This is a genomic window from Pseudodesulfovibrio sp. 5S69, assembly GCF_037094465.1.
Lineage (GTDB): Bacteria > Desulfobacterota > Desulfovibrionia > Desulfovibrionales > Desulfovibrionaceae > Pseudodesulfovibrio > Pseudodesulfovibrio methanolicus.
This window is the reverse complement of record NZ_CP146609.1, coordinates 2,556,891-2,582,182: the sequence shown is the minus strand read 5'-3', so window position 1 is coordinate 2,582,182 and position 25,292 is coordinate 2,556,891. Positions and strand designations below refer to the sequence as shown.

Here is a 25,292-nt window from a genome sequence, read left to right as displayed (position 1 = left end):
CCAATGTTCTTCGATTCCGTAGCCTACGCCATGGCTCCGCCCACGAGCGGTGACGGTGGCGCCGCAGGCGGCCTCGGCGGCATTCTCGGCGGCCCGCTGCCCATGCTGGTCCTGATGTTCGCCATTTTCTACTTCCTGCTCATCCGCCCCCAACAGAAGAAGCAAAAGGCTCACAAGGCCATGCTCGATGAACTCCGCAAGGGCGACAAGGTCTGGACCAACGGCGGCATCCTCGGAACCATCACCGATATCGATGGCGACAACCTGACCATCGAGATCGCCTCGGGCGTCGACGTCGTCATCAAGCGCGGTTTCGTTGCCGACAAAGACGGCGGCGCTCCCGCGACGGACAAAAAGAAGAAGTAGGTTCTTGCACCCGTATCTGAGACTTCCGTGCGGATCGGACCACACGTGTAACGTGGCCCGGTCCGCGCTTGCGTTTGCCGACGGAACCCTCAGGTAGGCAGCAACCCGTTTGTATTACAGGGAGATTTCATGCAAAGTTTGCGTTTGAGAGCCATCCTCGCTCTCTTGATCGTGCTTGTGGGGCTGGCCTTCATGCTCCCGTCCCTGCCCGGCGTCAAGGCCTCCGCCCTCGACAAGATACTGCCGGGCAACGGGATCAACCTCGGCCTTGACCTCAAGGGCGGCATCCACCTGACCCTCGGTGTGGACATGAAAACGGCCATGGACAACAATCTGGCCCGCCTCGGCGATGACCTCAAGGCATCCGCCCGCGAGCAGGAAGTCTACATCCTGCGCCCAACCGTCCTGAACGAATCCGAAATCGAAGTTACGCTCATCAAGGCCGAACAAAAGGACGCCTTCGAGGGCGTGATCAAGGATTACACTCCGTTCGCCATCGAACAGAGCACACCGCTTGACGGGGACAAGGTCAAATATGTCCTGTCCGTTCCGGCCAAATACCGCAGCGAGATCGAAAAGCTGACCATGGATCAGGCCATCAAGACCATGCGCAACAGGATCGACCAGTTCGGCGTTGCCGAGCCGGACATCCGCAAGGAGCAGGGCAACCGCATCCAGGTCCAGTTGCCCGGTTTGAAGGACCCCGAACGGGCCATCAAGCTCATCGGGCAGACCGCGCACCTCGAATTCAAGATGGTCGACGACACCGCCGACCTGAAGAAGGCCCAGCAGGGCATCCTGGCCCCCGGCCGTGAGGTCGCCAAGCTCCAGCACCGCCAGCCCAACGGCACCTACACCGAGTCGGACATCGTCCTCAAGAAGGACGCGGTCCTGACCGGCGAATACGTGTCCGACGCCCAGGTCCGCCTGGACCAGTGGAACAACCCCTACGTCTCGCTGACCTTCAATGCGCGCGGGGCGAAGATATTCACCGACCTGACCGCGGACAACGTGAACAAACGCATGGCCATCGTCCTGGACGGCAAGGTCTACTCCGCGCCGGTCATCCGCGAGCGCATCTCGGGCGGCAAGGCCTCCATCACCGGCAATTTCACCCGTGAAGAGGCCCGCGACCTGGCGGTCGTGCTCCGCGCCGGCTCCCTGCCCGCGCCCGTGACTATCCTCGAACAGCGCGCCGTGGGTCCGTCGCTCGGCCAGGAATCCATCAATAACGGCATCATGTCCGCCATGGTGGGCATGGCCGCGGTCCTCGCCTTCATGGTCATCTACTATGGCTTCGGCGGCGTGGTCGCGGACATCGTGCTCGTCCTGAACATCATGCTGATCATGGGCGGCCTGGCCGCGTTTGGCGCGACCCTGACCCTGCCGGGCATTGCGGGCATCATCCTGACCATCGGTATGGCGGTCGACGCCAACGTCATCATCTATGAACGCATCCGCGAGGAGGTCAGGCGCGGCCTGTCCGCCAAACAGGCCGTGGAAGAAGGATACGGCAGGGCGACCCTGACCATTCTCGACGCCAACGTGACCACGGTCATCGCGGCCATCATCCTGTACCAGTTCGGTACGGGCCCGATCCGCGGCTTTGCCGTCACGCTCACGCTCGGCATCATCACCTCCATGTTCACGGCCATCTTCGTGTCGCGCATCCTGTTCGATTTGTACCTGAAACACCGCGCCGACAACGCGAAGCTGAGCATTTAGGGGAACGATAATGGGACTTCAAATAATCAAACCCGATACCAATCTCGACTTCATCGGCATCAGGAAGATCGCCTTCATCCTCTCGGCGGTCCTCATCCTGGCCGGTCTCGGCTCCCTGGCGATCAAGGGCGGCCCCAAGTACGGCATCGACTTCGCGGGCGGCATGATCGTCCAGGTGAAGATCGACAAGGCCATCGGCGTGGGCGACATCAAGGACGCGGTGGCGGATCTCAAGCTGCCCGGCCTGGTCGTCCAGACCCTCGGCCTTGAGGGCGACCACGAGTACCTGATCCGCACCTCCTCTTCGAACATCACGTCCGAAGAGGTCCGGACCAAGATCAACAAGGCGCTCTCCGACAACCTCAAGGCGGGCTTCGAGATCCAACGGCTCGAAATGGTCGGCCCCAAGGTCGGTGCAGACCTCCGCTCCCAGGCCCTTGAGGCACTGTTCTATGCGGTCCTGCTTATCGCCGTGTACATCTCCGGCCGCTTCGAACAGCGCTGGACCGCGGCAGCGGTCATGGCCGCCGCCCTGGCCGGCGGCGTCTACGGCATAGGCCTTCTCGGCCTCGACATGGGCTGGCTCATCCTGGTCGCCCTGGTCATCACCCTGGGGTTGTGCTGGTACCTCAAGCTGAACTACGCCCTAGGTGCGGTGGTGGCACTCATACACGACGTGCTCATCACGGTCGGCCTGTTCTCCATCATGAACAAAGAGTTCGACCTGACCATCATCGCCGCGCTGCTGACCATCGTCGGCTACTCGCTCAACGACACCATCATCGTGTTCGACCGCATCCGCGAGAACACCATCGCCAAGCAGGGCAAGCTGACCTTCGGCAAGATCATCAACCTGTCGGTCAACCAGACCCTGTCGCGCACCATCCTGACCTCGGGCACCACGCTTCTGGTCGTGCTCTGCCTGTACGTCATGGGCGGCTCGGTCATCCACGACTTCGCCCTGGCGCTGCTCATCGGCATCACCGTGGGTACGTACTCCTCCATCTTCGTGGCCAGCCCCATCCTCTACGGATTCGGCCCCAGCGAACCCCGTGAGGAAGAAGCCGAAGCCTAACCGGCTCGTCATACGCTATAAAAAAAGAGGGCGGCCACTTGGCTGCCCTCTTTTTTTTTGCGCCTGGCCGGCGGGCGTCTTCGACGGCTAAAGAACCTTTATCGCTGCAGTCGCCCCATCTCTAAAGCTCGAAGACTCGCTAACAGCCGCCACTGAAAAAGGTTCTTAAAAATCTCCAACACCTTTTGTCCCCGTTTCGCGGGGCAGGCGGCCACGACTTTTCCTCATCAGCACCATTCCCTGCGTAGACGCACAATCAGCTTCACGCATCACACGCGCGAGTGCGTGGAGGGAAGGGGGGTGGCCTGGGAGAGGCAAAAAAAGTCCCTCCGGCAGGGCCGGAGGGACTTTCTATAGTCGATCAATCAGCGGCTAGTCGAGCTGGCTGATGAGGTATTCCTTGATCTCGTTGATGGACTTCTCGCCGTCGAGCTGGATGTACTTGAAGTTGGCGTCCTTGAGATTCTTGAAGTAGTTGCAGGCGGCCATGGTGCCGGTTTCTTCATCGTAGTAGATGTTGTGGCGCACGTCGATGGCGCCTTCGTCCTGGTCATCCTGGCGGGCGGTCAGGGCGCCGCCGCAGACGCGGCACTTGTCGCCGTCGGGAGCGATGGCCGGGATGCCGACGTTGTTGGGGTGGTTCGGGTTGTTCTCGCACAGGCGGCGACCCATGATGCGGGCCTTGGCGATCTCGCGGGGCAGCTTGATCTCGATGACGTAGTCGAGCTTCACGCCGTCCTTCTGCAGGGCTTCCCAGAGCTTTTCGCCCTGCACCAGGGAACGGGGGAAACCGTCCAGGAGCCAGCCGCTCTTGGAATTGGAGAGCACGTCCAGGACCATGGGAATGGTGATATCATCAGGAACCAGTTCGCCCTTGTTGATGTACTCCTTGGCCTTCATGCCCAGCTCGGTGCCGCCGCCGATGTGCTTGCGGAAAATGGCGCCGGACTCGATGTGGTCCAGTTTGTACTTATCCTTGGCGATGTCGCCCTGGGTGCCTTTACCGGAGCCGTTGGGGCCGAAAATCAGAATATTCATAATTCCTCCTGATGATAAAAAAGCGAAATGCCGACTGGCCATTCCGACACATTGTGCAAAAGATCACATGCTCTTATACCGGGCCAGCCCGGAAGTCAATGCTTGGTGGAGAAAACCACGCTTGAGGCGGTGATGGTGGCGGTTTTGTCACCGGGGAACTGGAAGACCGCAGTGTTGCGTTTATCCCGCCAGGCCTCGTCGAGCTTGAACAAGGTGTCGGCCAGGACCTGCCCCGGTCCGAGACGGACCAGGCACGCCTTGTACAGGTGCAGCCGCTCGGCCTTGTGCAGGGATTCGAGGCGGGAATTATCCAGAATTTCACAAGCCCCGGCTTCGAGACCCTCCCAGAAATCCTGCTCCACGCGGCCGATGCGCCACAGCCGGGCCACGGACTGCCAGAAGGCCGGGTTCTCCTTCTCGATGAGCGGCAGGATCTCGTTGCGCACGCGGTTGCGGGTCATGGACGGATCGGCGTTGGAGGCGTCTTCGCGCCAACCGCTGCCCACATGGGTGACGAACGCCCTGAGCGTGGACTTGGGGATGAGCAGCATGGGGCGGATCAGGGCGCGCGCGGGATCGAAGCCCGGCATGCCGGACAGGCCGGGCCAGCCCGTGCCCCGGATCAAACGCATGAGCACGTCCTCGCTCAGGTCGTCCAACTGATGACCCAGAGCGACATAGTCGTAGCCGTCTTCCGCGCGCAGTTCGGCGTAGAGCCGGTAGCGCGCCTCGCGCCCGGCCTCCTCAAGCCCCACACCGCGTTCCTCGGCCAGCCGGGCCACGTCGTGCGACTCGACCGTGCAGTCGATGCCGAAGCGCTCGCACAGGGAACGGGCAAAGGAAGCGTCCCCGGCGGATTCCGGCCGCAGTTGGTGATCGAGGTGGACGGCGCCGACCGTAAAGCCGACGCGCTGGGAGAGATAGTGCAGGACCAGGAGCAGGGCGGTGGAGTCCACGCCGCCGGACATACCGACCAGGACGCGGCGTCCTTCCAGGTCGACACCGAGCTCCTCTTCGACGAACCGGCCCACGTACAGGCAGAAATGCGCCCACTTGGGCAGGAGGTCCTGCAGGGTCTGCGGGATGTCGGCGGGCGCGCTGGTCATGCTACACGGAGACTTCCAGCTCCTCGATGAACTGGTCGAGATATTCGATCATGTGCTTGCGCTGGGCCGAGTCGGCATAGGATACGCAGGAGCAGCGGATCTTGTTCCGGGCGCGGACAAGCAACTCCAGGCGCAGGCTGTTCCGGTCCGGGGAATCCACAGCCTCCAGAGCCATGAAATACGGACCGCATTCGCCGAGATGGGCCTGCTGGTCGCCCTGGAGCAGGTCCTCGGGCAGAGGCAGGTAGTAGATGCCGTCTATGGAACCGCGAAGGCCGAGTTCGTCAAAGGCTTTGGTGACGGTCTGGTAGTCCTTGTCGTTCAGGTCTTCTATGAGATAGGTGCGCATTATTGTTCCTTTTTCGAGATTTCGATGTACTGCTCGATGTCCTCGGGGGCGCAGGACGCCGACTTGCGGTCCAGGTGGGCGTTATCGGGCACGGTCTCGTCGTCCAGGTTGAACATGCGCCGGGCCAGGTCTATGAACCGCTCGGCCGAGCCTTCTTCCTGGGTGCGCCGCTTGAGGAAACAGATGGGTTCATGCAGGGACTTATGGGCGATGGACATGACCAAGCGTTCCAGCGCGTTGTGGGTCTTGTCATCCACCGGGCCGATCTTCTTGAGGGTCTTGGCCAGCTCGCGCACGGCCACGTCCTCGGCCTTGCCGACCAGATCCACGATGGTCGGTTGGATATTGAGCGAATTGAGCCAGTTGCCGAAGGTTTCGGTCTCCAGGTCCACCACGGCACGGGCCTTGGTGGCTTCTCCCTGGCGCTGGGCCATGTTCTCGTCCACCACTTCCTTGAGGTCGTCGATATCGTAGAGATAGACGTTGTCCAGGGTGTTGACGTCCGGATCGATGTCGCGCGGCACGGCGATGTCGATGAAGAACATGGGCTTGTTCTTGCGCTTGCGGAGCACGGCCTTGACATCCTTCGCCTTGATCACGGCCACCGGGGAGCCGGTGGAGGAGATGATGATGTCCACCTCGTGCAGCCGGTCCGGCATCGCTTCGATCTGGATGGGTTCGCCGCCCAGGCTCTCGGCCAGGTCCTTGGCCCGGGACAGGGTGCGGTTGGCGATGATGATCTCCTTGACCCCGTTTCGCAGCAGGTGCATGGCGGCCAGTTCGGCCATCTCGCCCGCGCCGACCAGCATGGCCCTGGTGGGCTTGAGGTCGCCGAAGATCTTGCGCGCCAGTTCTACGGCCGCATAGCTGATGGACACCGCGCTGGAGGCGATGGCCGTCTCGGTGCGGATGCGTTTGGCCACGGAAAAGGACTTATGCAGCAGGCGGTTGACGATGGTCTTGGCTGTGCCCTTGTCCACGGCGGCCCGGTAGGCGTCCTTGAGCTGGCCGAGGATCTGCGGCTCGCCCATGACCATGGAGTCGAGTGACGAGGCCACGGTGAAAATATGCCTGACCGCGTCCAGGTCCGAATACTGGTAGATATTGTCCATCAACTGCTCGGGAGAGCCGTTGCAGGCCGTTGCCCAGTACTGGATCACGGCGTCCATGGCCTCGGCCACCGGCACTTTCCTGGCCACGGCCACGATCTCCACCCGGTTACAGGTGGACAGCGCCAGGCATTCCTGCACGGGACAGTGGGCCATGAGGCCCTGTTCGAAATTCTCCACGTCGGTCAGGGCGAATTTCTCGCGCACTTCGACGCCCGCAGTGCGGTGGTTGAGGCCTATGAGGATTATCTGCTTGTTCATGGCGCCGCCCTGAAAGTGATGGTGTGGTGTATGAGTGAGATGCACATCCCGGCAAAGACCCAGATGGCCAGGATGGCGGGCTTGCGTCCGCGCCAGCCGAGCACCACGCGCTGATGGAAGAGGAAGGCGTAGAGGAACCAGACCGCCAGGGAGCCGATCTTCATGATGTCCCAGGCAAAGGGCTTGAACGGGGCGATCAGGTACCAACTGAAGGTGGAGAAAAGGCCCAGAGTATAGAGCGGGAATCCGATCAACACCGCCCAGCGGTTGACGGTGTCGAACTTGTCCAGCGAGGGGATGCTGTTCCCCATGGCCGACAGCCCTTCCTTAGTCTTGAGCTTGCGGTTGTAGTAGAGAAAAGCCACGCCCGCGCCGAAGGCCATGATCAGCGCGCCCAGCGTCAGGACCAGGGAGCCGATGTGCAGGCCGAAGAACAGGGCGGTCAGTTGTGGGGGCATGACCACCCGGATGCCGCCCAGGGCCAGGGAGGCCACGAAGAGCAGCAGGGCGAAGGGCAGGGCGGTGATGGCCAGGTATTCGAGCCGCAGCCGCCACCAGAGGAAGAAATACAGGGCCAGCGCGCACCAGCCGATGATGTTGAAATAGAAATTGCCGCCGCTCAAGACCGCCGGATCACGGCTCAGGGTCAGCCCCAGGTCCACGGTATTGAAGGTGAAACCGAGGACGGCGAGCCAGATGGCGATGCGCTTGAGCCTGTCGTTCTCCGTGAACACGGAGGTCAGGAACAGCACGGTGCCGAGCGCATAGAGCGCGATGATCACGATATGGAGCGATTCAAACAAGCCCATCAAGCAACTCCGGGATGTTGTCGTGCAACGGGTCGGGCAACGATTCTTTAAGAATTTCCGTGGCCGCGTCAAGGTCGTGACCCTTCAAGGCGTCGAGCAGGGCGGAATTGACCAAGGAGCGGAAGACCGCCGTGTTGTCGGCCGTGGTCAGCCCCATGGAGAGCATGAGCGGCCGTATGCGGCCCATTGCGGTCAGCAGGCTCGCGTATTCATCGCCGAAACTCTCCTGCAATTCCTTTCGGATGCGCTTGGCCATGGCCGGGCTGCGGCCCGCCGTGGAGATGGCCACCGTCAGGTCGCCGCGCTTGACCGTGGCGGGCACGATGAAGCTGCACTTCTCGGGCTGATCCACGATGTTGCACAGGATGCCCCGGTCGCGGCACAGGTTGCTGATACGCCAGTTGACCTCCTCGGAGGAGGTGCAGGCGATGACCAGGAACTTCCCGTCCAGGTCGCCGTCAGCGAACTCGCGGCAGAGGAAATCCACGTTGGGCAGGGCCGTGACCGAGTCGAACTCAGGTCCCGGTTTCCGGGTGTCGATGATGGTAACGCGACCGGCCCCGGAATCGATCAGGGACTGAATCTTGCGCTTGCCGACCTCGCCCGCGCCGACCACCAGGCAGCCCTTGTTTTCCAGGTTCACGAAGATGGGGTAATATCGCATGCGTCTTGATAACCAATGCTCGCAAACATGTAAAATGGGAAATTGCCCGGTTCTTGCAAGAATCATTGGAATTACGCTAGTGTTTTGACACGCGCAACACAACATGAAGAATTACCTCGTCATACAACTCGCCCGGTTCGGGGACCTGATCCAGACCAAACGGCTGATCCGAACCCTCGCGGCACGCCCCCAGTCCTTGGTCCACCTGTGCCTGGACGCTTCCCTGGCCCCCCTGGCCCGGCTGGTCTACCCGGATGTGGTCCTGCACCCGATCACGGCCCACGGCACGGGGTTGAGCGACGCCCAGGCCTCACTCAGGATGCTCCTGGACAACCGAAGCGCCTTCGCCGAGTTGGCGGCCCTGGACTTCGAGGCCGTTTACAACCTCAATTTCTCAGGCCTGAATTTCCGACTGGCCGCCTTGTTCGACCCCGAAAGGGTGGAAGGATACGCATGGCGCAACGGCCAGGAGATAACCGGCCGGTGGCCGGCCATGGCCATGCGCTGGTCCGGGTTCCGCCGGTTGGGCATGAACCTGGTGGACTTCTGGGGCGCGTACTGCCCGGACATGCTCCCCGCGCCCGCGATCAACCCCGAGGCCACCTCCAAGGGCGGCGGCATCGGCGTGGTCCTGGCCGGGCGCGAATCCCGGCGCTCCCTGCCCGCCGCGCTCCTTGCGCAGATCACGGCCACCTTGGCGGGTTCGCGCAAGGCGAGGCGTATCGTCCTTTTGGGCGGGAAGACCGAAGGCGCCGCAGGGCAGGCCGTGATCAAGGAGTTGCCTGCGAACCTGCAAGCCGTGACCGAGAACCTGGCGGGCCGGACGGATTGGACACAGCTCGTGGACGTCGTCGGCGGCCTGGACCTGCTGATCACCCCGGACACGGGGACCATGCACCTGGCCGCCCACCTGGGCACGCCGGTGGCCGCCTTTTTCCTGTCCTCGGCTTGGTGCTTCGAGACCGGCCCCTACGGCCTCGGGCACACGGTCTACCAGGCCGTGACCAACTGCCTGCCGTGCCTGGAAACCTCGCCGTGCCAGGAAAACGTCCAATGCCTGAACGGATTCGTGGACCCGGGATTTCGCCGTTTCCTGGTCACAGGCAAGGCGGAACACGTCCCCGAAGGGCTCCTGGCCCTGCACACCGCCTTCGACGGCCTGGGCCAGACCTACGTTCCCTTTGCCGGAACCGACGCGGACGCGCCCAGGCGGGCCGTGCTGCGCAATTTTCTTCTCCACCACCTGAGCGGCGCGGAGCCGCGCTTCGACCGGCTGGAACAGGCCTTTGCCGGGCAACTCTACCGGGATAAGGATTGGATGACCGCTGAAAAGCCTTCGAAGGCACAGGATTGATTATGGAAACGTTGCGCATTCTCGTCGTGTTGCCGCTCTACGGCGGTTCCCTACCCATCGGCCGCTACGTGGCTTCGGCCCTCGGGCAGGAAGGGCACCTGACCGAGGTCTTCGAAGCCCCGGACTTCTATCCGGCCTACACCGCCATGAACGACCTCAAGGTGACCACGGACCGGCTGGATTATTTACAGAATTCCTTCCTGAACGTGGTCAGCCAGGCCGTCCTGGCCAAAGTCGAGACCTTCGAGCCGGACCTGGTCCTGGCCATGGCCCAGGCCCCGCTCAATCCCCAGGCCCTGAAACGGCTCAGGCGCGACGGGGTGGCCACGGCCATGTGGTTCGTGGAGGACCGCGACCTGTTCACCTACTGGAAGTCCTTCGCGCCCCTGTACGACGTCTTTGCCGTGATCCAGAAAGGACAATTCTTCGAGGACCTTGCGGCCATCGGCCAACCCAACGCCCTGTATCTGCCCCTGGCCGCCCAACCGAATTTCCACCGGCCCACGGAGTTGAGCCCGGTGGAACGGCGCAAATTCGGCTCCGAGATCTCGTTCATGGGCGCGGGCTATCCCAACCGGCGCAAGGCCTTCCACGAGCTGATCAATCACGACTTCAAGATTTGGGGCACGGAGTGGGAGGGCGACCATGTGCTCGAACCGCTCCTCCAACTCAAGGGCGCACGCGTAACCCCTGAGGAATGCGTGAAGATCTTCAACGCCACCACCATCAACCTGAACCTTCACTCGTCCATCCAGGCCGACAAGCTGGTCACTTTCGGCGACTTCGTCAATCCGCGCACCTTCGAGCTGGCCGCCTGCGGGGCGTTTCAACTGGTGGACAAACGCACCCTCATGGACGAGGCGTTCACGGAAGATGAGCTGGCGACTTTCTCGTCCATCGAAGAGCTTTCCGAAAAAATTGAATATTTCTCCTCCCAGCCCAAGGAGCGCCAAGCCTTTGCCGACCGGGCGCGCGCCCGGGCGCTCAAGGACCACACCTATGCGCAGCGCATGCGCACCCTGCTTGAATTCACGGCCGAACGGATTCCGGGCTGGCCCAGGCTGCGGGACGCCTCCCCGGTCTTCGGGCAGGACTTCCCGCCCGAACTGCAGGCGGACATCCGCTCGCTTCTGGCCCGACTGGGGCTGCCCGAGGATGTGGCCTTCGAAGACCTCGTTTGGGCGGTCCGCCAGCAGCGGGGGAAGCTGGATGACCTGGACACGGCCATCCTCTTTCTGGACGAATGGCGGAAATTGTACAAGAAACGGCCCTGAAAAAGATAAAGTTCCTCATGAAGAAAAAGCCTGATTGAAATTCCAATCAGGCTTTTTTATTAGGCAAATTATCGTTGTTTCTTGAATTGCCGCAGCCAGGCGTTAAGCCGGGGCTCCTCGCCCTGGTCTTTGGAATGATAGAATTTGCGGCCCAGCAGTTCGCTCGGCAGATAGTCCTGATCCGCCCATCCCTTGGGGAAGTTGTGGGGATAGAGGTAGCCGCGCCCGTAGCCCCATTCCCGTTGCAGGGAGCTGGTGGCGTTGCGCAGGTGCAGAGGCACGGCCCGGGTGCCGTTCTCCCGGACCTCCTTCTGGGCGGTGCGGTAGGCGGCATAAGTGGAATTGCTCTTGGGCGCCAGGGCGAGATACACGGCGGTCTGGGCCATGGGGATGAGCCCTTCGGGCATGCCGATGGCCTCCACGGCCTGGTGGCAGGCCACGGCCTGGTTCAGGGCGAACGGGTCGCCGAGCCCCACATCCTCCGTGGCCGAGATGATCAGCCGCCGGGTGACGAAGCGCGGGTCCTCGCCGCTCTCCAGCAGGCAGGCCAGGTAGTACAGGGCTGCGTCCGGGTCCGAGCCCCGGATGGACTTGATCATGGCCGAGACCAACTCGTAGTGGGAGTCGCCGTCACGGTCGCCCCGGACCACGATCTCGGGCAGGGACTCGCGCAAACACTCCGGACACCGCCTGTCCTTGGGCAATTCCGCAGTGTATTCCAGCAAATTCAGCAAGGTGCGGGCATCGCCCCCGGCCATGGCCGCGAGCATCTTGTGGCTTTCCTCCTCGAGCTCCACGCCGAGTTCCTGGGCCCCGCGGTGGGACACGCCCACCAACTCCTCGCGGCTGAGCTGGCGCAGGCGCAGGACATGCAGCCGGGAGAGCAGTTGCCGGGTGACGCTGAACGAGGGATTCTCCGTGGTGGTCGCCAGCAGGGTAATCTCCCCGCTCTCCAAAATGGGTAGGAAGAAATCCTGCTGAGCCTTGGAGAAGCGATGCAACTCGTCGAGGATGAGGATTTCCTGACCGGGCAGCATCTTGCGCAGGGCGGTCAGGCCGGCCTCGGGCGCACTGACCCGCAAGTATTTCTTGCCCGTCAGCTGGGCCAGGAGCAGGGCCAGGGTGGACTTGCCGCAGCCGGGCGGGCCGAAGAGCAGAAGGCTGGGCATGCGCTTGGACTGGGCAAAGGCTTCGATCCGATTGCGGATGTGGCTCTGGCCCACGAAATCGTCCATGGTGGTCGGACGAATCCTGTCGGCAAGCGGTTGGCTTTCTTCTATTTCAAGCTTCATGACCTGTCCTGTGCGCCGAACATGGCGAGACTCAAGCAATACACGGCGGCGGTCTCCCAGCGCAGGATGGAGGGCCCGAGCGTCACCGGGGCGAACCCGGCGCTGATCAGCGCGTCCGCCTCGGCCGGGTCGAATCCGCCTTCCGGTCCGATTACTACAAGAATGCGTCCTTTGGAAAGCATGTCCGGCGACAGGGGCGTGGTGGCCTCCTCGGCCTCCCAGGCCAGGTAGCAACGATCGAACTCCCCGGCCATGGACCGGAGCCCGTCCACGCCGCCCGACACGGTCCCGAGTTCGGGCAGGCGGACCGCCCCGCACTGCTTGGCCGCCTGGATGAATTTCTCGTTCCAGGTCGCCTTGGGGGCCTTGGGCAGGGCGCCCTGGCTGCGTGCGGCCTGCCAGAAGATCACGCCGCTGCCCTGGAGTTCAACGATTTTTTCCAGCAAATACTCCCGACGCTTGGACTTTCCCCAACCGATGGCCAAGGTCAAACCGCCTTCGGGAGCAGGATATTCGGCCAGTTCCACGGCCTCAAGGTCAGCCCGGTTCCTGGCGATGTCGCGAACCGTGAACAACCCGTCGCGCCCCTGTCCGTCGAAGAGCCGGACCGTCTGCGCCTTTTCCGTGCGCAGGATGGTGCCCATGTGCCGGGCCTCGGGTCCGGTCAGGCAAACCACGTCGCCCGCAGAGGCGGGCCACTGGTCGGGGGGGAGATGGAAAGTGTTCAGTCGCGCCATGTCGAGACCCGAAAAAAAGGCCGGGAGCGAACCCCCGGCCCGGTTGAGCTAGAGTTCGTTCATTATGAGATCGTCATATGTCTCTCGCCGGCGGGCGACAATGACCTTGTCGCCGTCTACCAGCAACTCGCAGGCGCGCGGCCTGGAGTTGTAGTTCGAGGACATGGTGAAGCCGTAGGCCCCGGCGGAGTAGCAGACCAGCCGCTCGCCCTGTTCCACGGCGGGCAACTCGCGGTCGCGGGCCAGGAAGTCGCCGGACTCGCAGATGGGGCCAACCACGTCATAGACCTTGGGGGCGCGGCCCTTTTGCTCCACTTCCTCGATACGGTGGTAGGAGCCGTACAGGCTCGGCCGGATCAAGTCGTTCATGCCTGCGTCCACGATCAGAAAATTCTTGGTCGGGTTGGACTTGGTGTAGACCACCTCGGTGACCAGAATGCCCGCGTTGCCCGCGATGACCCGGCCCGGCTCCAGGATGACCTTGAGCTGCAACCCCTTGAGCTTGTCGCTGAGCGCCTTGCCGAACTCGGCAGGGTGGGGCGGCTCCTCTTCGTTGTAAGGGATGCCCAGGCCGCCGCCCAGGTCCAGGTATTTGATCTCGATGCCGAGATCCTTGAGCCGGACGTGAAAGGCCAGAAGCTTGTCCAGGGCCTCCAGGAACGGGTCCAGGCTGGTCAACTGGGAGCCGATGTGGCAATCCATGCCCACGGGCTCGATGTTCTCGAGTTCGGCGGCCCGCTTGTAGGCTTCCATGGACAGGTCGATGTCCAGGCCGAACTTGTTCTTCTGCATGCCGGTGGAAATGTACGGGTGAGTCTGCGGGTCCACGTCCGGGTTGATGCGGAAGCTGACGCGCGCGGTGGTGTTCATCTCCCCGGCCACCTGGTTGATCCTTTCCAACTCGGCCAGGGACTCCACGTTGAACATGAGGATGCGGGCTTCCAAGGCATCGCGGATCTCGGAGTCGCGCTTGCCAACGCCGGAATAGACGATGCGGCTGGGGTCCACTCCGGCCTGCAGGGCACGGTAGAGCTCACCGCCGGACACGATGTCCATGCCCGCACCTTCCTGGGCCAGCATCTTGAGCACGGACAGGTTGGAGTTGGCCTTGACCGAGAAGCAAGTCAGATGGTCCAGGTCGTCGAAGGCGGAATCAAAGGCCTTGAAATGGCGCTTGAAGGTCGCTGTGGAATAAATATAAAGCGGAGTGCCGTACTGCTTGGCCAGCTCGGTGACGCTCACCTCTTCGGCAAACAGCACGCCGTCCCGATGTTCGAAATGATGCATATGGTTCGATCTCCTGATAAAGATGTATGGGGATCAATACGCCTTATGAAACGATATCATCCAATACTTTTCAAATATAAAAGCGGACTCAGGGCTCGGACATGTACACGTCGGTGTACTGCATGGCCATGGTCGGAATTTCACTCTTGCCGGACACCCGGAACCGGTACTCGACGCCGGGCTCAAGCCCGCAGATGCTCAACCTCAGGACATTGCCCTGCAGGTCGAACCCGTCCTGGCCGCGGGTGAAATGCTGCGCCGTCCGGGGAACGAACGGACAGCCCACGCAGCCTTGGCCCTCTTCGTCGCCCACGGCCTCGTAGAGCACGCTGGCGCGCCACAACCGTTCCACCGCGCCCGACACGGCGACCTGCAGGACGAGACAGTCGTCGATGCGCTCGCCGTCCATAAGTTTCAGGGTGAACCGGTCCTGGCTCCGGGAGGCCTCGGGCCACTGCTTGCGACCCAGAGCACAGCCTGCCAGCACAGCCAGGGCGAAAAGGAGCAGGGTGGTGACGACAACGGATTTGCGCATGGGTCAGTCCTTGATCATGTCCTTCCACTGATTGAGCAGCATCAGCGCCTGGATGGGGGTCATGCCGTCCACGTCCAGGTCCGTGAGCTGGGTGATGATCGGGTGTTCGCACAGCTCGCGGTCCACCTTGATGGGCGGCGCGCCGAAGCCGGGCAGCAGGGTCTGCGAGGCACGGTCCACGGCTCCACCAGCCTGGTTATCCTGCGATTTTTCTTCGAGTTTCGCAAGGATTTCCCGGGCGCGCTCGACCACGGGGCGGGGCACGCCCGCCAGCCGGGCCACTTCGATGCCGTAGCTGCGGTCGGCCGGGCCGGGGACAAGCCTTCGTAAAAACACGATATCCCCTTTCCACTCCTTGACCGCGATGTTCAGGTTGCGCAGTCCCTCGATCTTGCCTTCCAGGCTGGTCAGCTCATGGTAGTGAGTGGCAAACAGGGTGCGCACCGAACCGCCCGCGCGGCTGGACAGTTCCTCGACCACGGCCCAGGCCAGGGACAGGCCGTCGTAGGTGCTGGTGCCGCGCCCGATCTCGTCCAGGATGACCAGGCTGCGCCGGGTGGCCTGCCGGAGGATGCGCGCGGTCTCGGTCATCTCGACCATGAACGTGGAGTGCCCCTGGGCCAGGTTGTCCGAGGCCCCCACGCGGGAAAAAACGCGGTCCGCCAAGCCGATGCGGGCGTTGGTGGCCGGTACGAAGGAGCCGATCTGGGCCATGATGGTCATGATGGCCACCTGGCGGAGCACCGTGGACTTACCGGCCATGTTCGGGCCGGTGATGAGCAGGATGCGGCGGCTCGCATCCATGCGCAGGTCGCCGGGGATGTAGTTGGACGCGCCCATGGCTGCCTCGACCACCGGGTGCCGCCCCTGCTCGATCTCGATCTCCAGCCCATCGTGCAGGGTGGGGCGGGTCCATTCGTTGACCCGAGCGGCCTCGGCCAATCCCTGCCAGTAGTCCAGGGAGGCAACCACGTCGGCCATGAACAGGAACCGGGAGCGGGCCTTGGCCAGGCGCTCACGTAATTCCTGGAAAAGTTTGTATTCCAGGCTCTTGCGCTCTTCGGATGCGGAGATGATCCGGTCCTCCATCTCTTTGAGTTCCGGGGTGATGTAGCGCTCGCTGTTGACCAGGGTCTGGCGGCGAATGAAATGTTCCGGGACCTGCCCCTTGTACGCCTTGGAGACCTCGAAATAGTAACCGAAGACCTTGTTGAAGCCGAGCTTCAGCTTGGGGATGTCGTTTTTGGCCAACTCCTCCTGGTGCAGGGCCTTGAGCCGGTCCTCGCCGTGCTCGTTGAGCTCGATGAGTTCGTCGAGCACCGGATCGTATCCCTTGCGGAACAGGCCTCCGTCGGTGATTGCGGGCGGGGGGCTGTCCACCAGGGCGGCGTCGAGCAGGGAGCACAGGTCGTCCATGGCGTCCCACTTGCCCGCGATGCGCTTGAGCTCCGGGGCCGCGTTCAGGTTCTCCCCGCTCAACAGAGTGCGGAGCAGGGGGAGTTGGGACAGGCTGCGGCGCAGGGCGATGAAATCCTTGGGGTTGGCCCGGCCCAGGAAGATGCGGGTGGAGAGGCGTTCCAGGTCGTAGACCGAATCCAGGCCGTGGCGGATGTCTGCGCGCAGCCGGTCACGCTGGAACAGGAAGGCTACGCACTCCTGGGTCTTCTCGATGGGCGAGAGGTTGCGCCACGGCTGGCGCAGGCGGGCTTCGAGCAGGCGGCCGCCCATAGGCGTCATGGTCTTGTCCATAACCTGCCACAGGGTGCCGAGCCCGGTCCGACCGTCGAGCCGTCGGAAAATTTCAAGATTGCGCTCGGTGACCTCGTCCAGGAGAAGGTGCTTGCCGAGGTTCAGCGGCTTGAACTCGCCCAAATGGCCGAACTCGCCCTTCTGGGTCTGATCCAGGTAGGTGAGCAGGGCGCCGCAGGCCCGGACCAGCTCGTTCTTCCCTGTCAGGCCGAGGCTGTCCAGGTCGGCCGCGTGCTGGGCTTCCAGAATGCGGTTGCGCGCCCCGGCCAGGTCGAAGAAGGTGCCGGGGGCCACGCCCGTGACCTGGCCCGACAAGTCACCGAACTGGGGCGGGACCTTGACGCCTTGGGGCAGCAGCAGTTCGCTCGGGTTGATCTTGACCATCCACTGCCACAGCTCGGGCTCCTTGCGGCTGTACAGGCCGGACCACTGGCCCGTGGAAAAGTCGAGCCAAGCGATGCCGCCCGCGTCCTTGGCGCTGTCCCAGTAGAACGCGCCCAGGTAGTTGTTGGCCTTGGACTTGAGGTTGGAGTCCTCGACCACGGTGCCGGGCGTGAGCACGCGGGTCACATCACGCTTGACCAACCCCTTGGCCTCCTTGGGATCTTCTATCTGATCACAGATGGCGATCTTGTAGCCCTTGTCGAGCAACTGGCTCAGGTAGGGCTCCACCGAGTGGTGGGGCATGCCGCACATGGGTATGGGATTTTCGTCGTTGGGATTGCGGCTGGTCAAGGCGATCTGGACCGCGGGGGACACGACCTCGGCGTCTTCGAAAAACAGTTCGTAGAAGTCGCCCATGCGGAAAAACAGCAGGCAGCCCGGATGCTCCTCCTTGAAGCGGAGGTACTGCTCGAGCATGGGAGTCAGTTTCTTTTGTGCCACGAGATCGTCGATGCGGGGTCTTTATTCGGTGATGTCGGTTCGAAAGGCAATGGAATGCCAGCTATGGCAGCGCGGGCAGTTGAAGAATATCTGGTCGCGCTTCAGGCCGCAGTGGCGGCAGAAGAACCGCCGGACCCGCCGAGCCCGGCCGAGGAAAAAGGAAAGCTGTTCCTTGAAGAAGGGCGTCAGGGTCTGGTCGGCCCTGGAGAGATCGAACAATTCAAGGCGGGCCTGCCAGAAATCGGCGTCGAGCATGAGGGCCTTCTCGAGCCAGGAGCGGGCATTATCCGTGTCCTCGACCCGCAGCAGGAGCATGGCCCCGTAATAGAGCAGCAGGACGTCCGGGTCCTGGGTCTCGATGATGGGCACCACCACCTCAACGATCTTTTCATCCGGGCATGCCTTGGACCACTCGGTCTCCTCGCCAAACGAGTTGACCCGGGCCTTTTCCGCCTGCTCCAAGGCCAGGAGCAGCCCTTCGAACAGGACGAAGCGCAGCTCCGGCGCCACATGGTCCAAGGCCTGGGCCAAGACGTCGCCGACCTTGCCCGCGTTGCCCGCCTTGTAGGCCTGGGTCATCTGCTCAAGCCATGCCTCCACCGAGCCGGGATAGGCCCGGATGGCGTGGCGCAGGGCTCGGCTGCCTTGGGATGCGTTGCCTTCGGCGAAGCGGTCCTTGGCCAGGCGGACCAGGTAGTGGGCCTGGGGCAAAGGCAGGTCGAGTTGGCCGTAGGATTCGGCGGCCTTTTCATAGTCGCCGCGCTCGGCCGTGAGCCGGGCCATCTCTCTATGGATGGAGATGGGGTCCTGCCCCAGGGAGCGGGCCTCGTGAAAGGCCTTCTCCGCACGGTCCAGGAACCCGGCGCGTCGGAAGTCCCGGCCCAACTCGAACCAGGCCCGGGCCTTGAACTCGCGGTCCAGGCCCGGCCTGACGATAAGGCTGTTTCTGATCTGGATGGCGCGCTCGATTTCGCCTTGGGAACGGTAGAGGCTGCCGAGCGCGAGGTAGATTTCAACCGCTTCGGGGTCGTTCTGGACGACCTTGCTGAGCTCTTCGATGGCCGCGCGGGTATCCTGCACGGGAGGAGACTCGCCGTTGCCCGACATGCGGACCCGGTCCAGGAGAACGCTCTGCGCCTTTTTGCGGTTGAAGATGTTCCAGCCCATGACGTTGCCTAGAGGCTATCCTCTTCCTTGGTCTCGGTGGAGCTGAAGGAAGCATCCTCGCTGATGGGCATGTTGCGCAGGGAATTGAGCTCCTGCTCCAGGCTGGCCATGCGGGTACGGCATTCCTTGAGCTTGGAGGCGCCGCGGAACTTGTCGACCGCGAAGTAGATTATGGTCAGCAGGCAACCGGCAACGAAGGCGGTCAGGATCAGGACGCCGAAGGGCAGGGGGATGGAATGCAGCGTGGCCACGTAGGGTATATCGAGAATCAGTGTCAGGTTCTGTAGAAGGACATCGTTGTTCTGGCTGAAGAACAGGATGGAAAAAACGAAAAGTGCCAACAGAAACAGGACCTTGATAAAACGCATGCGGTTCTCCTTAAGCGGTGATTGCATCGAACAGCGGCTTGAGGCGGCTGTAGGTTGAGTGAAGGTGTTCGGGGATGACCGTGGTCTCGCCGAAGACGGCCATAAACGAAGCGTCCCCGTTCCAGCGGGGAACAATCTGAAAATGCATGTGCTGGGCGATGCCGGAGCCGGCCGCTTCGCCCAGATTGAGTCCCATGTTCACCCCGTGGGGATGGAAGGCGTCTTCCAGAATCCGGATGCTCCGCCTGATCCACAACATGCAGTCATTGGACTCTTCCAGAGTCAGGTCCGTCAGGTGGCTCACATGACGGTAGGGGGTGACCATGAGATGTCCGTTGTTGTACGGGAACTTGTTCATGATCACGAAACAATGCTCGCCACGGGCGAGGATGCACCGCTCCTCGTCCTCGTCCGTGTGCTCGGGAATGCAGAACACGCACTCCTCCGGCTTGGGTCCGAGAATATATTCAAGACGCCAGGGCGCCCACAAAACATCCATGATCCACTTCCATTTGATTTTCAAACCGGTTGCGGTTCTTCCACACCGGCCGGGAACGTCGGCGCATACTAACCAACATCTTGATTTTCTACACGGCTTGCCTGTCGAGGGCAAGAGGGGAAAACGTCTAGTCTTCGTTCCCGTCGTTTCGGCTCGCCGACAGTTCCTTATTCAATTTTTTCGCCAGATTCAATTGTTCGTGGCGCGTTTCCGCGCGCCCGTCGATCTTGGCCGTCATAAGCCTGTCCAGAATAATAGTATAGATCGGACCTGGTTCGATGCCGATGTTCTTGAGGTCCTTCCCGTTCACTTCAATCTCGACATACTGCAACCTAGCAAGATACTGAGATATATTTCTCCTGATGTACTCCTTGCGGCTGCGCGCCATGAGGAACAGGATTCCCTCCACCGGGATGGGGTGGAGGATCTTGTACAACCGGCTCAGACGAGAGCGCCCTTCCTTCCAGCCCATGAGCTTCATGAGCGCCTCGCCGATCATGTCCCGCAGTTGAAAGAATTCCCGTTCCTCCCGTTGAGTGAAATGGAGACGCTTGGTCACCTTGTTTATCTCGTCCCGCTTGATGCCCGCGGTCATGCCCAGGATGTAAAGCTTCCACGGAACCACCGCCGGGTCCAGGTACAGGAGCTTGTACCAGTTGTGGACCTTGACCAGCTCGGTCAGGACCTGGACGCGCTCCTTGTCCAGGGAGAGCAGGGGGTGGATGGCCTCCATGATGCCCAGCTCCTGCATGCGCAGCAGGCAGGACAGGGGGTCCTCCTCGTTCATGATCAATTGCAGTTCGTGCATGACTCGGGTGCCGGAGAGCTTGCTGAACAGCTTGAGGCTGAGTGCGTTCTTGATCAGCCGCATGGTCTGGCCGCCAATCTGGAAGTCGAAGCGCCGCTCGAAGCGGATGGCCCGGAGAATGCGGGTGGGGTCCTCCACAAAGCTCAGGGAATGGAGCACGCGGATGGTCCGGTTGCGGATGTCCCGCTCCGCTCCGAAAAAGTCCACCAGTTGGCCGTAGCGGCCCGGATTGATGCGCAGGGCCAGGGCGTTGACCGTGAAATCGCGGCGGTACAGATCCATCTTGATGGACGAGAGCTCCACCGTGGGCAGGGCGGCGGGGTATTCGTAATATTCCAACCGGGCGGTGGCCACGTCCACCCGTTGGCCGTCGTCCAGGATGACCACGGCGGTCTTGAACTTGGAGTGCGCCTTGACCCGGCCGCCGAGCTTGGCCGCAAAGCGCTTGGCAAAGGTGATGCCGTCGCCTTCGACCACCAGGTCCAGGTCGAGGTTGGGCCGCCCGAGCAGAATATCGCGCACGAACCCGCCCACGGCGTAGACCTCCCAGCCCGTTTCCGCGCCCAGTTCGCCTGCCTCCTTGAGCAGTTCGAGCATGCGCTGGGGCAACCGGTTCTTGACCTGGGAGGCGATGTTCCGCTCCCTGCGGTGACCCGGCATGAGGGAATCCGGGATGCGCGCGGGCTCCTCGATAAGCATGTTCATGAGGTCCGTGCGGGTGATGACTCCGATCAGTTCGCCGTTCTCCACCACGGGCAGCATGCGCTGGCGGTTGCTCAGGATGATCTCCATGACCCGGTAGAGATCGGTCTTGGCCTCCACGGTCTCGAAGGTACGGGTCATGTATTCACTCAGGCCCACGTCGCCCAGGTGGTGGGAGATGGCCTTGTCCGCGATTTGATGGCCGATTATGCCGATGCATCGCATGCTGTCCTTTTCCACCACGGGCACGTCCTTAAGCCCGTAGCGGCTCATCAGCTCCACGGCGTCGGCCATGGTCTTGTCGCCCTCGATGACAACGGGCGGGCGGGACATGAGGGAATCCACCACGATCTGCGGATTGATCTGGGAGTAGAACAGGGCGAAGAGATCGTCGCGCACCTCGGCCAGGGTGCGATCCTTGACCGTGGCCGAGGCCGCCGCGTCGTGCCCGCCGCCGCCCAGGGAGGCGCAGATGCGGCCCACGTTGACGTCCGGGTTCTTGGATCGGGCCACCAGGTGGATGCGGTCGGCCATGCGCCCCAGGGCGAAGACGACCTTGATCTTCTCCATGTCCATGAGCTTGTGGACCAGCAGGGCGAAGTCCGGCACGAACTTGTCCGTGGACATCTCGGTGATGACCACGTCCACGCCGTGGATATCATAGGTATTGGCATTCTTGAACAATTCGCCGAGATAGGTGACCTGTTCGGCGGATAGTTCGTGAGACAACAGGTCGGTGATGACCTCGATGTCCATGCCCTGGGCCTTGAGCCAGCCCGCAGCCTCGAAGTCCTGCGGCGTGGTCGTGTTGAAACCGAAGGAGCCGGTGTCCTCGTAGATGCCGATACCGAGCAGGGTGGCCTCTTCCGTGTTCAAGGTCAGGCCGCGCTCCCTGATCTCGTGCACAATGATGGTCGTGGTGGAACCCCAGTCCCGGACCACGCTCTTTTCTGCGGGCAGGTCCTCGTCGCTGTCCGGATGGTGATCGTAGAGGTGTATGCGCAGCCCCTCGTTGTCCAGCACGGGCCGGACGTGGGGAATCCGCGAGCGTTGACGGGTGTCCACGACCACCAGCAGCTTCACCGATTCGGGTTCGATGTCCTTGAATGCCTTGAAATTGAAGAGATACGTGGTGCTCTCAATGAAAAAATTGCGCAGGCTGGACTCCTGACTGCCGGGAAAGATGAGCACCGCGTCGGGATAGAGCTTGCTGGCCGCGACCATGGCCCCCAGGGCATCGAAATCCGCGTTGGCGTGGGCCGTGATCACGGTCGGGGCCTGTATCTTTTCCTGTTTATTTTTCATTTTGTATTCTACGTTGTTGCGATGATCACATGGTTGATCGCGGGTGGAACTTCCGGTGCAGGGTCTTGAGCCGGTTGGCCTCGATGTGGGTGTAGATTTCGGTGGCGCTGATGTCCGCGTGCCCCAGGAGAATCTGCACGGTGCGCAGGTCCGCGCCGCCTTCGAGCAGGTGGGTGGCAAAGGAGTGGCGGAAGGTGTGTGGCGAGATGGACCGCTTTATGCCCGCCGCCTCGGCGTATTTCTTGATCAGCTTCCACACGCCCTGGCGGGTCAGCCCCTTGCCCGAGCGGTTCAGGAACATGCAGTCCTCGCGCGGCTTGAAGCCGGGCCGGGTGAACTCCAGGTAGCGGTTCAGGTAGTCCTGGGCCGTGTAATGAATGGGGATGAGCCGATCCTTGGATCCCTTGCCGAAAACCTTGAGCATGCCCACCTGCGGGTCATAGTCCAGAACCTTCATGCCGATGAGCTCGGAGACCCGCAGGCCCGCCGCGTAGAGCAGTTCCAGCATGACCTTGTCGCGCATGCCGAGCGGGGTGGAGGTGTCGGGCAGGGCGAGAACGCGGGAAACCTCCTCGCGGCTGAGGAATTCCGGGAGCTTGCGCGGCAGTTTGGGGTTCTCCAGGAGCTGGCCCGGGTCCTCCTTATACCATTTTTCGCCCACGGCAAAGGCGAAGAACCCGCGCAGGGAAGAGAGATGCCGGGCCAGGGACCGACTCTTCAGACCCCGCGCCCGCAGATGGGTCAGGTAGAGAAACAGAGTCTTGTCCGTCAGGTCCTTCAGGGCAAAGGACTTGTCTTCCAGAAAGGCGAGGAGTGACCCCAGGTCATTGGCGTAGCCGGTCAGGCTGTTCTCGGACAGCCCCTTTTCGATCAGCAGGTGCTCAAGATACCTGTCCACCCACGGGTGGCTGTACTCATTGATGTTTTTTTCTTTGTCGGGGCGCGCCATGATCACTGCCGGACCGCTTTGATACTATTAAAGTATTGGATAATATCCACAGGGAAAGGGTATCTGCCACACTGCATGGAAACCAAGCACGGCTGCCTTCATCCTTGCTACCAAGGTGAGGATCAAAGCGCAATGGTTCGGATTGACACAGGGTCATGCCCCCATTATGAAAGTGCTTCAATATCGGATTGCAAGGAGAGACCATACATGTCTGAATTCAAGTTGGCCGACCGCCTCTCGGCGCTGCCTCCGTACCTGTTTGCCGCCATCGACAAGGCCAAGGCCGAAGTCGCCAAAAAGGGCATGGATATCATAAGCCTGGGCATCGGCGACCCCGACCTGCCCACCCCGGAGTTCATCATTGAGGCGCTGTACGAAAGCGCCAAAAAGCCGAAGAACCACCGCTATCCCGACTACGTCGGCATGCTGGCCTACCGCCAGGCCGTGGCCGACTGGTACAAGCAGCGTTTCAACGTGGACCTTGATCCCGAGACCGAGGTGGTCAGCCTGATCGGCTCCAAGGAGGGCATCGCCCATTTCCCGCTGGCCTACGTCAATCCCGGCGACACCGTCCTGGTAGCCACGCCGAACTACCCGGTCTACGGCGTCGCCACCGAGTTCGCCGGGGGAAGGGTGGAATATCTGCCCCTGCTCGAGGAAAACGACTTCCTCGTAGACTTGGATGCCATCGCCGACGAGACCTGGGCCAAGGCCAAGATGATCTTCGTCTGCTACCCGAACAACCCGACCGCGGCCACGGCGACCAAGCCCTTTTACGAGAAGCTCATCGAGAAGGCCAAGGAGTTCAACGTCATCGTGGTCTCCGACGCGGCCTACACCGAAATTTACTACGATCCGGACAACAAGCCCCTCTCCATCATGGAATGCGAGGGAGCCAAAGACGTCTGCATCGAGTTCCACTCCCTGTCCAAGACCTACAACATGACCGGCTGGCGCATCGGCATGGCCGTGGGCAACAAGAGCCTTGTCGCAGGTCTGGGCAAGATCAAGGAAAATGTGGACTCCGGCATCTTCCAGGCCGTCCAGGAGGCGGGCATCGCCGCCCTGCGCGAGGGCGAGCCCTTTGCCGAGAGCTTCCGGACCATCTACAAGGAGCGCCGGGACGTGGTCAGCGCCGCCCTGACCAAGATCGGCATCAAGCACCGTGTGCCGGACGCCTCCTTCTACCTGTGGTGCAACGTACCGGAAGGGTACAAGTCCGCGGAATTCGTGACCAACGTGCTCATGAAGACCGGCGTCGTCCTGACCCCCGGCAACGGTTTTGGCACACCCGGGGAAGGGTACTTCCGCATTTCCCTGACCGTGAACAACGACAAACTTGAGGAGGCCGTATCCAGAATTTCGAAACTGTGATCTGCTACGTGAGCCTCGGCTCGAACGTGGGAGACACTGAAGAAAACCTCCACGAGGCCCTGGTCCTGCTTGAGGACTACGGCGACGACATCCGCCTGAAAAAGGTCTCGGAATACTACGAGACCGAGCCTCAGGGGGAGATAAAGGATCAGCCGTGGTTCACCAACCAGGTAATCCAGCTTGAGATCGACGCCGAAATCTGGTCGCCTCCGGGCTTCCTGTCCACCTGCACGGCCATCGAGGCCAAGATGGGCCGCACCCGGGCCGTGCCCGGCGGCCCCAGGCCGCTGGACATGGATATCATCGCCTGGGGCGACACCGTCATGGACATGGACTTCCTGACCCTGCCGCATCCGCGTGCCAAGGACAGGGCGTTCGTGCTCGTGCCACTCAAGGAGATTGCCCCGGACTTCGTCTTCCCGGACGGAACCACCGTGGACGAGGCCCTTGCCGCCATCGACTACCGGCAGGAAGGGCGCAAGCTCTGGCAGGACTCCTGATACAA

The 25,292-nt window shown here is 62.0% G+C and carries 23 protein-coding genes; 7 read left to right on the top strand and 16 right to left on the bottom strand.

Features of this window, described 5'->3' with window-relative positions; all coding sequences use genetic code 11:
• Window positions 1–3: 3 nt before the first annotated feature.
• The 3 genes from yajC to secF all read left to right on the top strand — a co-directional run bounded on the left by yajC (window position 4) and on the right by secF (window position 3,166).
• Window positions 4–366, top strand: a complete 363-nt coding sequence (gene yajC / locus V8V93_RS12265) for a preprotein translocase subunit YajC (RefSeq protein WP_338666883.1) — start codon at window positions 4–6, stop codon at window positions 364–366.
• Between the two features lie 129 nt (window positions 367–495).
• On the top strand, window positions 496–2,091 hold the full coding sequence (secD, locus tag V8V93_RS12260) for a protein translocase subunit SecD (protein WP_338666882.1): 1,596 nt from the start codon (window positions 496–498) through the stop codon (window positions 2,089–2,091).
• A gap of 10 nt (window positions 2,092–2,101) precedes the next feature.
• Window positions 2,102–3,166: a protein translocase subunit SecF gene (gene secF / locus V8V93_RS12255; RefSeq protein WP_338666881.1), complete on the top strand. Its 1,065-nt coding sequence runs from the start codon at window positions 2,102–2,104 to the stop codon at window positions 3,164–3,166.
• Window positions 3,167–3,538: 372 nt separating this feature from the next.
• Here the strand turns inward: secF and V8V93_RS12250 are convergent, their stop codons facing one another.
• The 6 genes from V8V93_RS12250 to V8V93_RS12225 all read right to left on the bottom strand — a co-directional run bounded on the left by V8V93_RS12250 (window position 3,539) and on the right by V8V93_RS12225 (window position 8,502).
• Window positions 3,539–4,204 carry an adenylate kinase gene (locus V8V93_RS12250; RefSeq protein WP_338666880.1) on the bottom strand — a complete coding sequence of 222 codons (666 nt, stop codon included), beginning with the start codon at window positions 4,202–4,204 and terminating at the stop codon, window positions 3,539–3,541.
• A 95-nt stretch (window positions 4,205–4,299) separates the two neighbouring features.
• Window positions 4,300–5,310: a tRNA lysidine(34) synthetase TilS gene (gene tilS, locus V8V93_RS12245; protein WP_338666879.1), complete on the bottom strand. Its 1,011-nt coding sequence runs from the start codon at window positions 5,308–5,310 to the stop codon at window positions 4,300–4,302.
• Between the two features lies 1 nt (window position 5,311).
• Window positions 5,312–5,659 carry a hypothetical protein gene (locus V8V93_RS12240; protein WP_338666878.1) on the bottom strand — a complete coding sequence of 116 codons (348 nt, stop codon included), beginning with the start codon at window positions 5,657–5,659 and terminating at the stop codon, window positions 5,312–5,314.
• The gene (hemA, locus tag V8V93_RS12235; RefSeq protein WP_338666877.1) at window positions 5,659–7,029 is read right to left on the bottom strand and encodes a glutamyl-tRNA reductase; all 1,371 of its coding nucleotides are present in this window, start codon (window positions 7,027–7,029) and stop codon (window positions 5,659–5,661) included. Before hemA ends, V8V93_RS12240 begins: the two co-directional genes overlap by 1 nt.
• The gene (locus V8V93_RS12230; RefSeq protein ID WP_338666876.1) at window positions 7,026–7,838 is read right to left on the bottom strand and encodes a cytochrome C assembly family protein; all 813 of its coding nucleotides are present in this window, start codon (window positions 7,836–7,838) and stop codon (window positions 7,026–7,028) included. The genes hemA and V8V93_RS12230 overlap by 4 nt, the downstream gene beginning before the upstream one ends.
• The gene (locus tag V8V93_RS12225) at window positions 7,825–8,502 is read right to left on the bottom strand and encodes a precorrin-2 dehydrogenase/sirohydrochlorin ferrochelatase family protein (protein ID WP_338666875.1); all 678 of its coding nucleotides are present in this window, start codon (window positions 8,500–8,502) and stop codon (window positions 7,825–7,827) included. The genes V8V93_RS12230 and V8V93_RS12225 overlap by 14 nt, the downstream gene beginning before the upstream one ends.
• A 103-nt stretch (window positions 8,503–8,605) precedes the next feature.
• Between V8V93_RS12225 and V8V93_RS12220 the strand changes: the two genes are divergently transcribed.
• Both V8V93_RS12220 and V8V93_RS12215 read left to right on the top strand, forming a co-directional pair.
• On the top strand, window positions 8,606–9,856 hold the full coding sequence (locus V8V93_RS12220; RefSeq protein WP_338666874.1) for a glycosyltransferase family 9 protein: 1,251 nt from the start codon (window positions 8,606–8,608) through the stop codon (window positions 9,854–9,856).
• A 2-nt stretch (window positions 9,857–9,858) separates the two neighbouring features.
• Window positions 9,859–11,130 (top strand): CgeB family protein, encoded by a 1,272-nt coding sequence (locus V8V93_RS12215; protein ID WP_338666873.1) that lies wholly within the window; start codon window positions 9,859–9,861, stop codon window positions 11,128–11,130.
• 68 nt (window positions 11,131–11,198) lie between these two features.
• Here V8V93_RS12215 and V8V93_RS12210 read toward each other — a convergent pair whose 3' ends face one another.
• From V8V93_RS12210 to xerD, 10 genes are all read right to left on the bottom strand, one after another.
• The gene (locus V8V93_RS12210) at window positions 11,199–12,422 is read right to left on the bottom strand and encodes a replication-associated recombination protein A (protein ID WP_338666872.1); all 1,224 of its coding nucleotides are present in this window, start codon (window positions 12,420–12,422) and stop codon (window positions 11,199–11,201) included.
• A complete protein-coding gene (locus V8V93_RS12205) occupies window positions 12,419–13,159 on the bottom strand; it encodes an RsmE family RNA methyltransferase (protein WP_338666871.1) in 741 nt (246 codons plus the stop codon). Before V8V93_RS12205 ends, V8V93_RS12210 begins: the two co-directional genes overlap by 4 nt.
• Before the next feature lie 48 nt (window positions 13,160–13,207).
• Window positions 13,208–14,446, bottom strand: a complete 1,239-nt coding sequence (gene lysA / locus V8V93_RS12200; protein ID WP_338666870.1) for a diaminopimelate decarboxylase — start codon at window positions 14,444–14,446, stop codon at window positions 13,208–13,210.
• Window positions 14,447–14,534: 88 nt separating this feature from the next.
• Window positions 14,535–14,981 carry a hypothetical protein gene (locus V8V93_RS12195; RefSeq protein WP_338666869.1) on the bottom strand — a complete coding sequence of 149 codons (447 nt, stop codon included), beginning with the start codon at window positions 14,979–14,981 and terminating at the stop codon, window positions 14,535–14,537.
• A 3-nt stretch (window positions 14,982–14,984) separates the two neighbouring features.
• Window positions 14,985–17,591: a DNA mismatch repair protein MutS gene (gene mutS, locus V8V93_RS12190; RefSeq protein WP_338670187.1), complete on the bottom strand. Its 2,607-nt coding sequence runs from the start codon at window positions 17,589–17,591 to the stop codon at window positions 14,985–14,987.
• A 45-nt stretch (window positions 17,592–17,636) separates the two neighbouring features.
• The gene (locus V8V93_RS12185) at window positions 17,637–18,782 is read right to left on the bottom strand and encodes a tetratricopeptide repeat protein (RefSeq protein WP_338666868.1); all 1,146 of its coding nucleotides are present in this window, start codon (window positions 18,780–18,782) and stop codon (window positions 17,637–17,639) included.
• An 8-nt stretch (window positions 18,783–18,790) separates the two neighbouring features.
• Window positions 18,791–19,150 (bottom strand): DUF1049 domain-containing protein, encoded by a 360-nt coding sequence (locus V8V93_RS12180; RefSeq protein ID WP_338666867.1) that lies wholly within the window; start codon window positions 19,148–19,150, stop codon window positions 18,791–18,793.
• 10 nt (window positions 19,151–19,160) lie between these two features.
• Window positions 19,161–19,649: an HIT family protein gene (locus V8V93_RS12175; RefSeq protein WP_338666866.1), complete on the bottom strand. Its 489-nt coding sequence runs from the start codon at window positions 19,647–19,649 to the stop codon at window positions 19,161–19,163.
• Window positions 19,650–19,776: 127 nt separating this feature from the next.
• Window positions 19,777–22,464 (bottom strand): CBS domain-containing protein, encoded by a 2,688-nt coding sequence (locus V8V93_RS12170; RefSeq protein WP_338666865.1) that lies wholly within the window; start codon window positions 22,462–22,464, stop codon window positions 19,777–19,779.
• Window positions 22,465–22,489: 25 nt separating this feature from the next.
• On the bottom strand, window positions 22,490–23,413 hold the full coding sequence (gene xerD / locus V8V93_RS12165; RefSeq protein ID WP_338666864.1) for a site-specific tyrosine recombinase XerD: 924 nt from the start codon (window positions 23,411–23,413) through the stop codon (window positions 22,490–22,492).
• Window positions 23,414–23,620: 207 nt separating this feature from the next.
• Between xerD and V8V93_RS12160 the strand changes: the two genes are divergently transcribed.
• Together V8V93_RS12160 and folK are read left to right on the top strand one after the other, a co-directional pair.
• A complete protein-coding gene (locus V8V93_RS12160; RefSeq protein WP_338666863.1) occupies window positions 23,621–24,787 on the top strand; it encodes an LL-diaminopimelate aminotransferase in 1,167 nt (388 codons plus the stop codon).
• Window positions 24,788–24,813: 26 nt separating this feature from the next.
• Window positions 24,814–25,287 (top strand): 2-amino-4-hydroxy-6-hydroxymethyldihydropteridine diphosphokinase, encoded by a 474-nt coding sequence (folK, locus tag V8V93_RS12155; RefSeq protein ID WP_338666862.1) that lies wholly within the window; start codon window positions 24,814–24,816, stop codon window positions 25,285–25,287.
• Window positions 25,288–25,292: the final 5 nt, after the last annotated feature.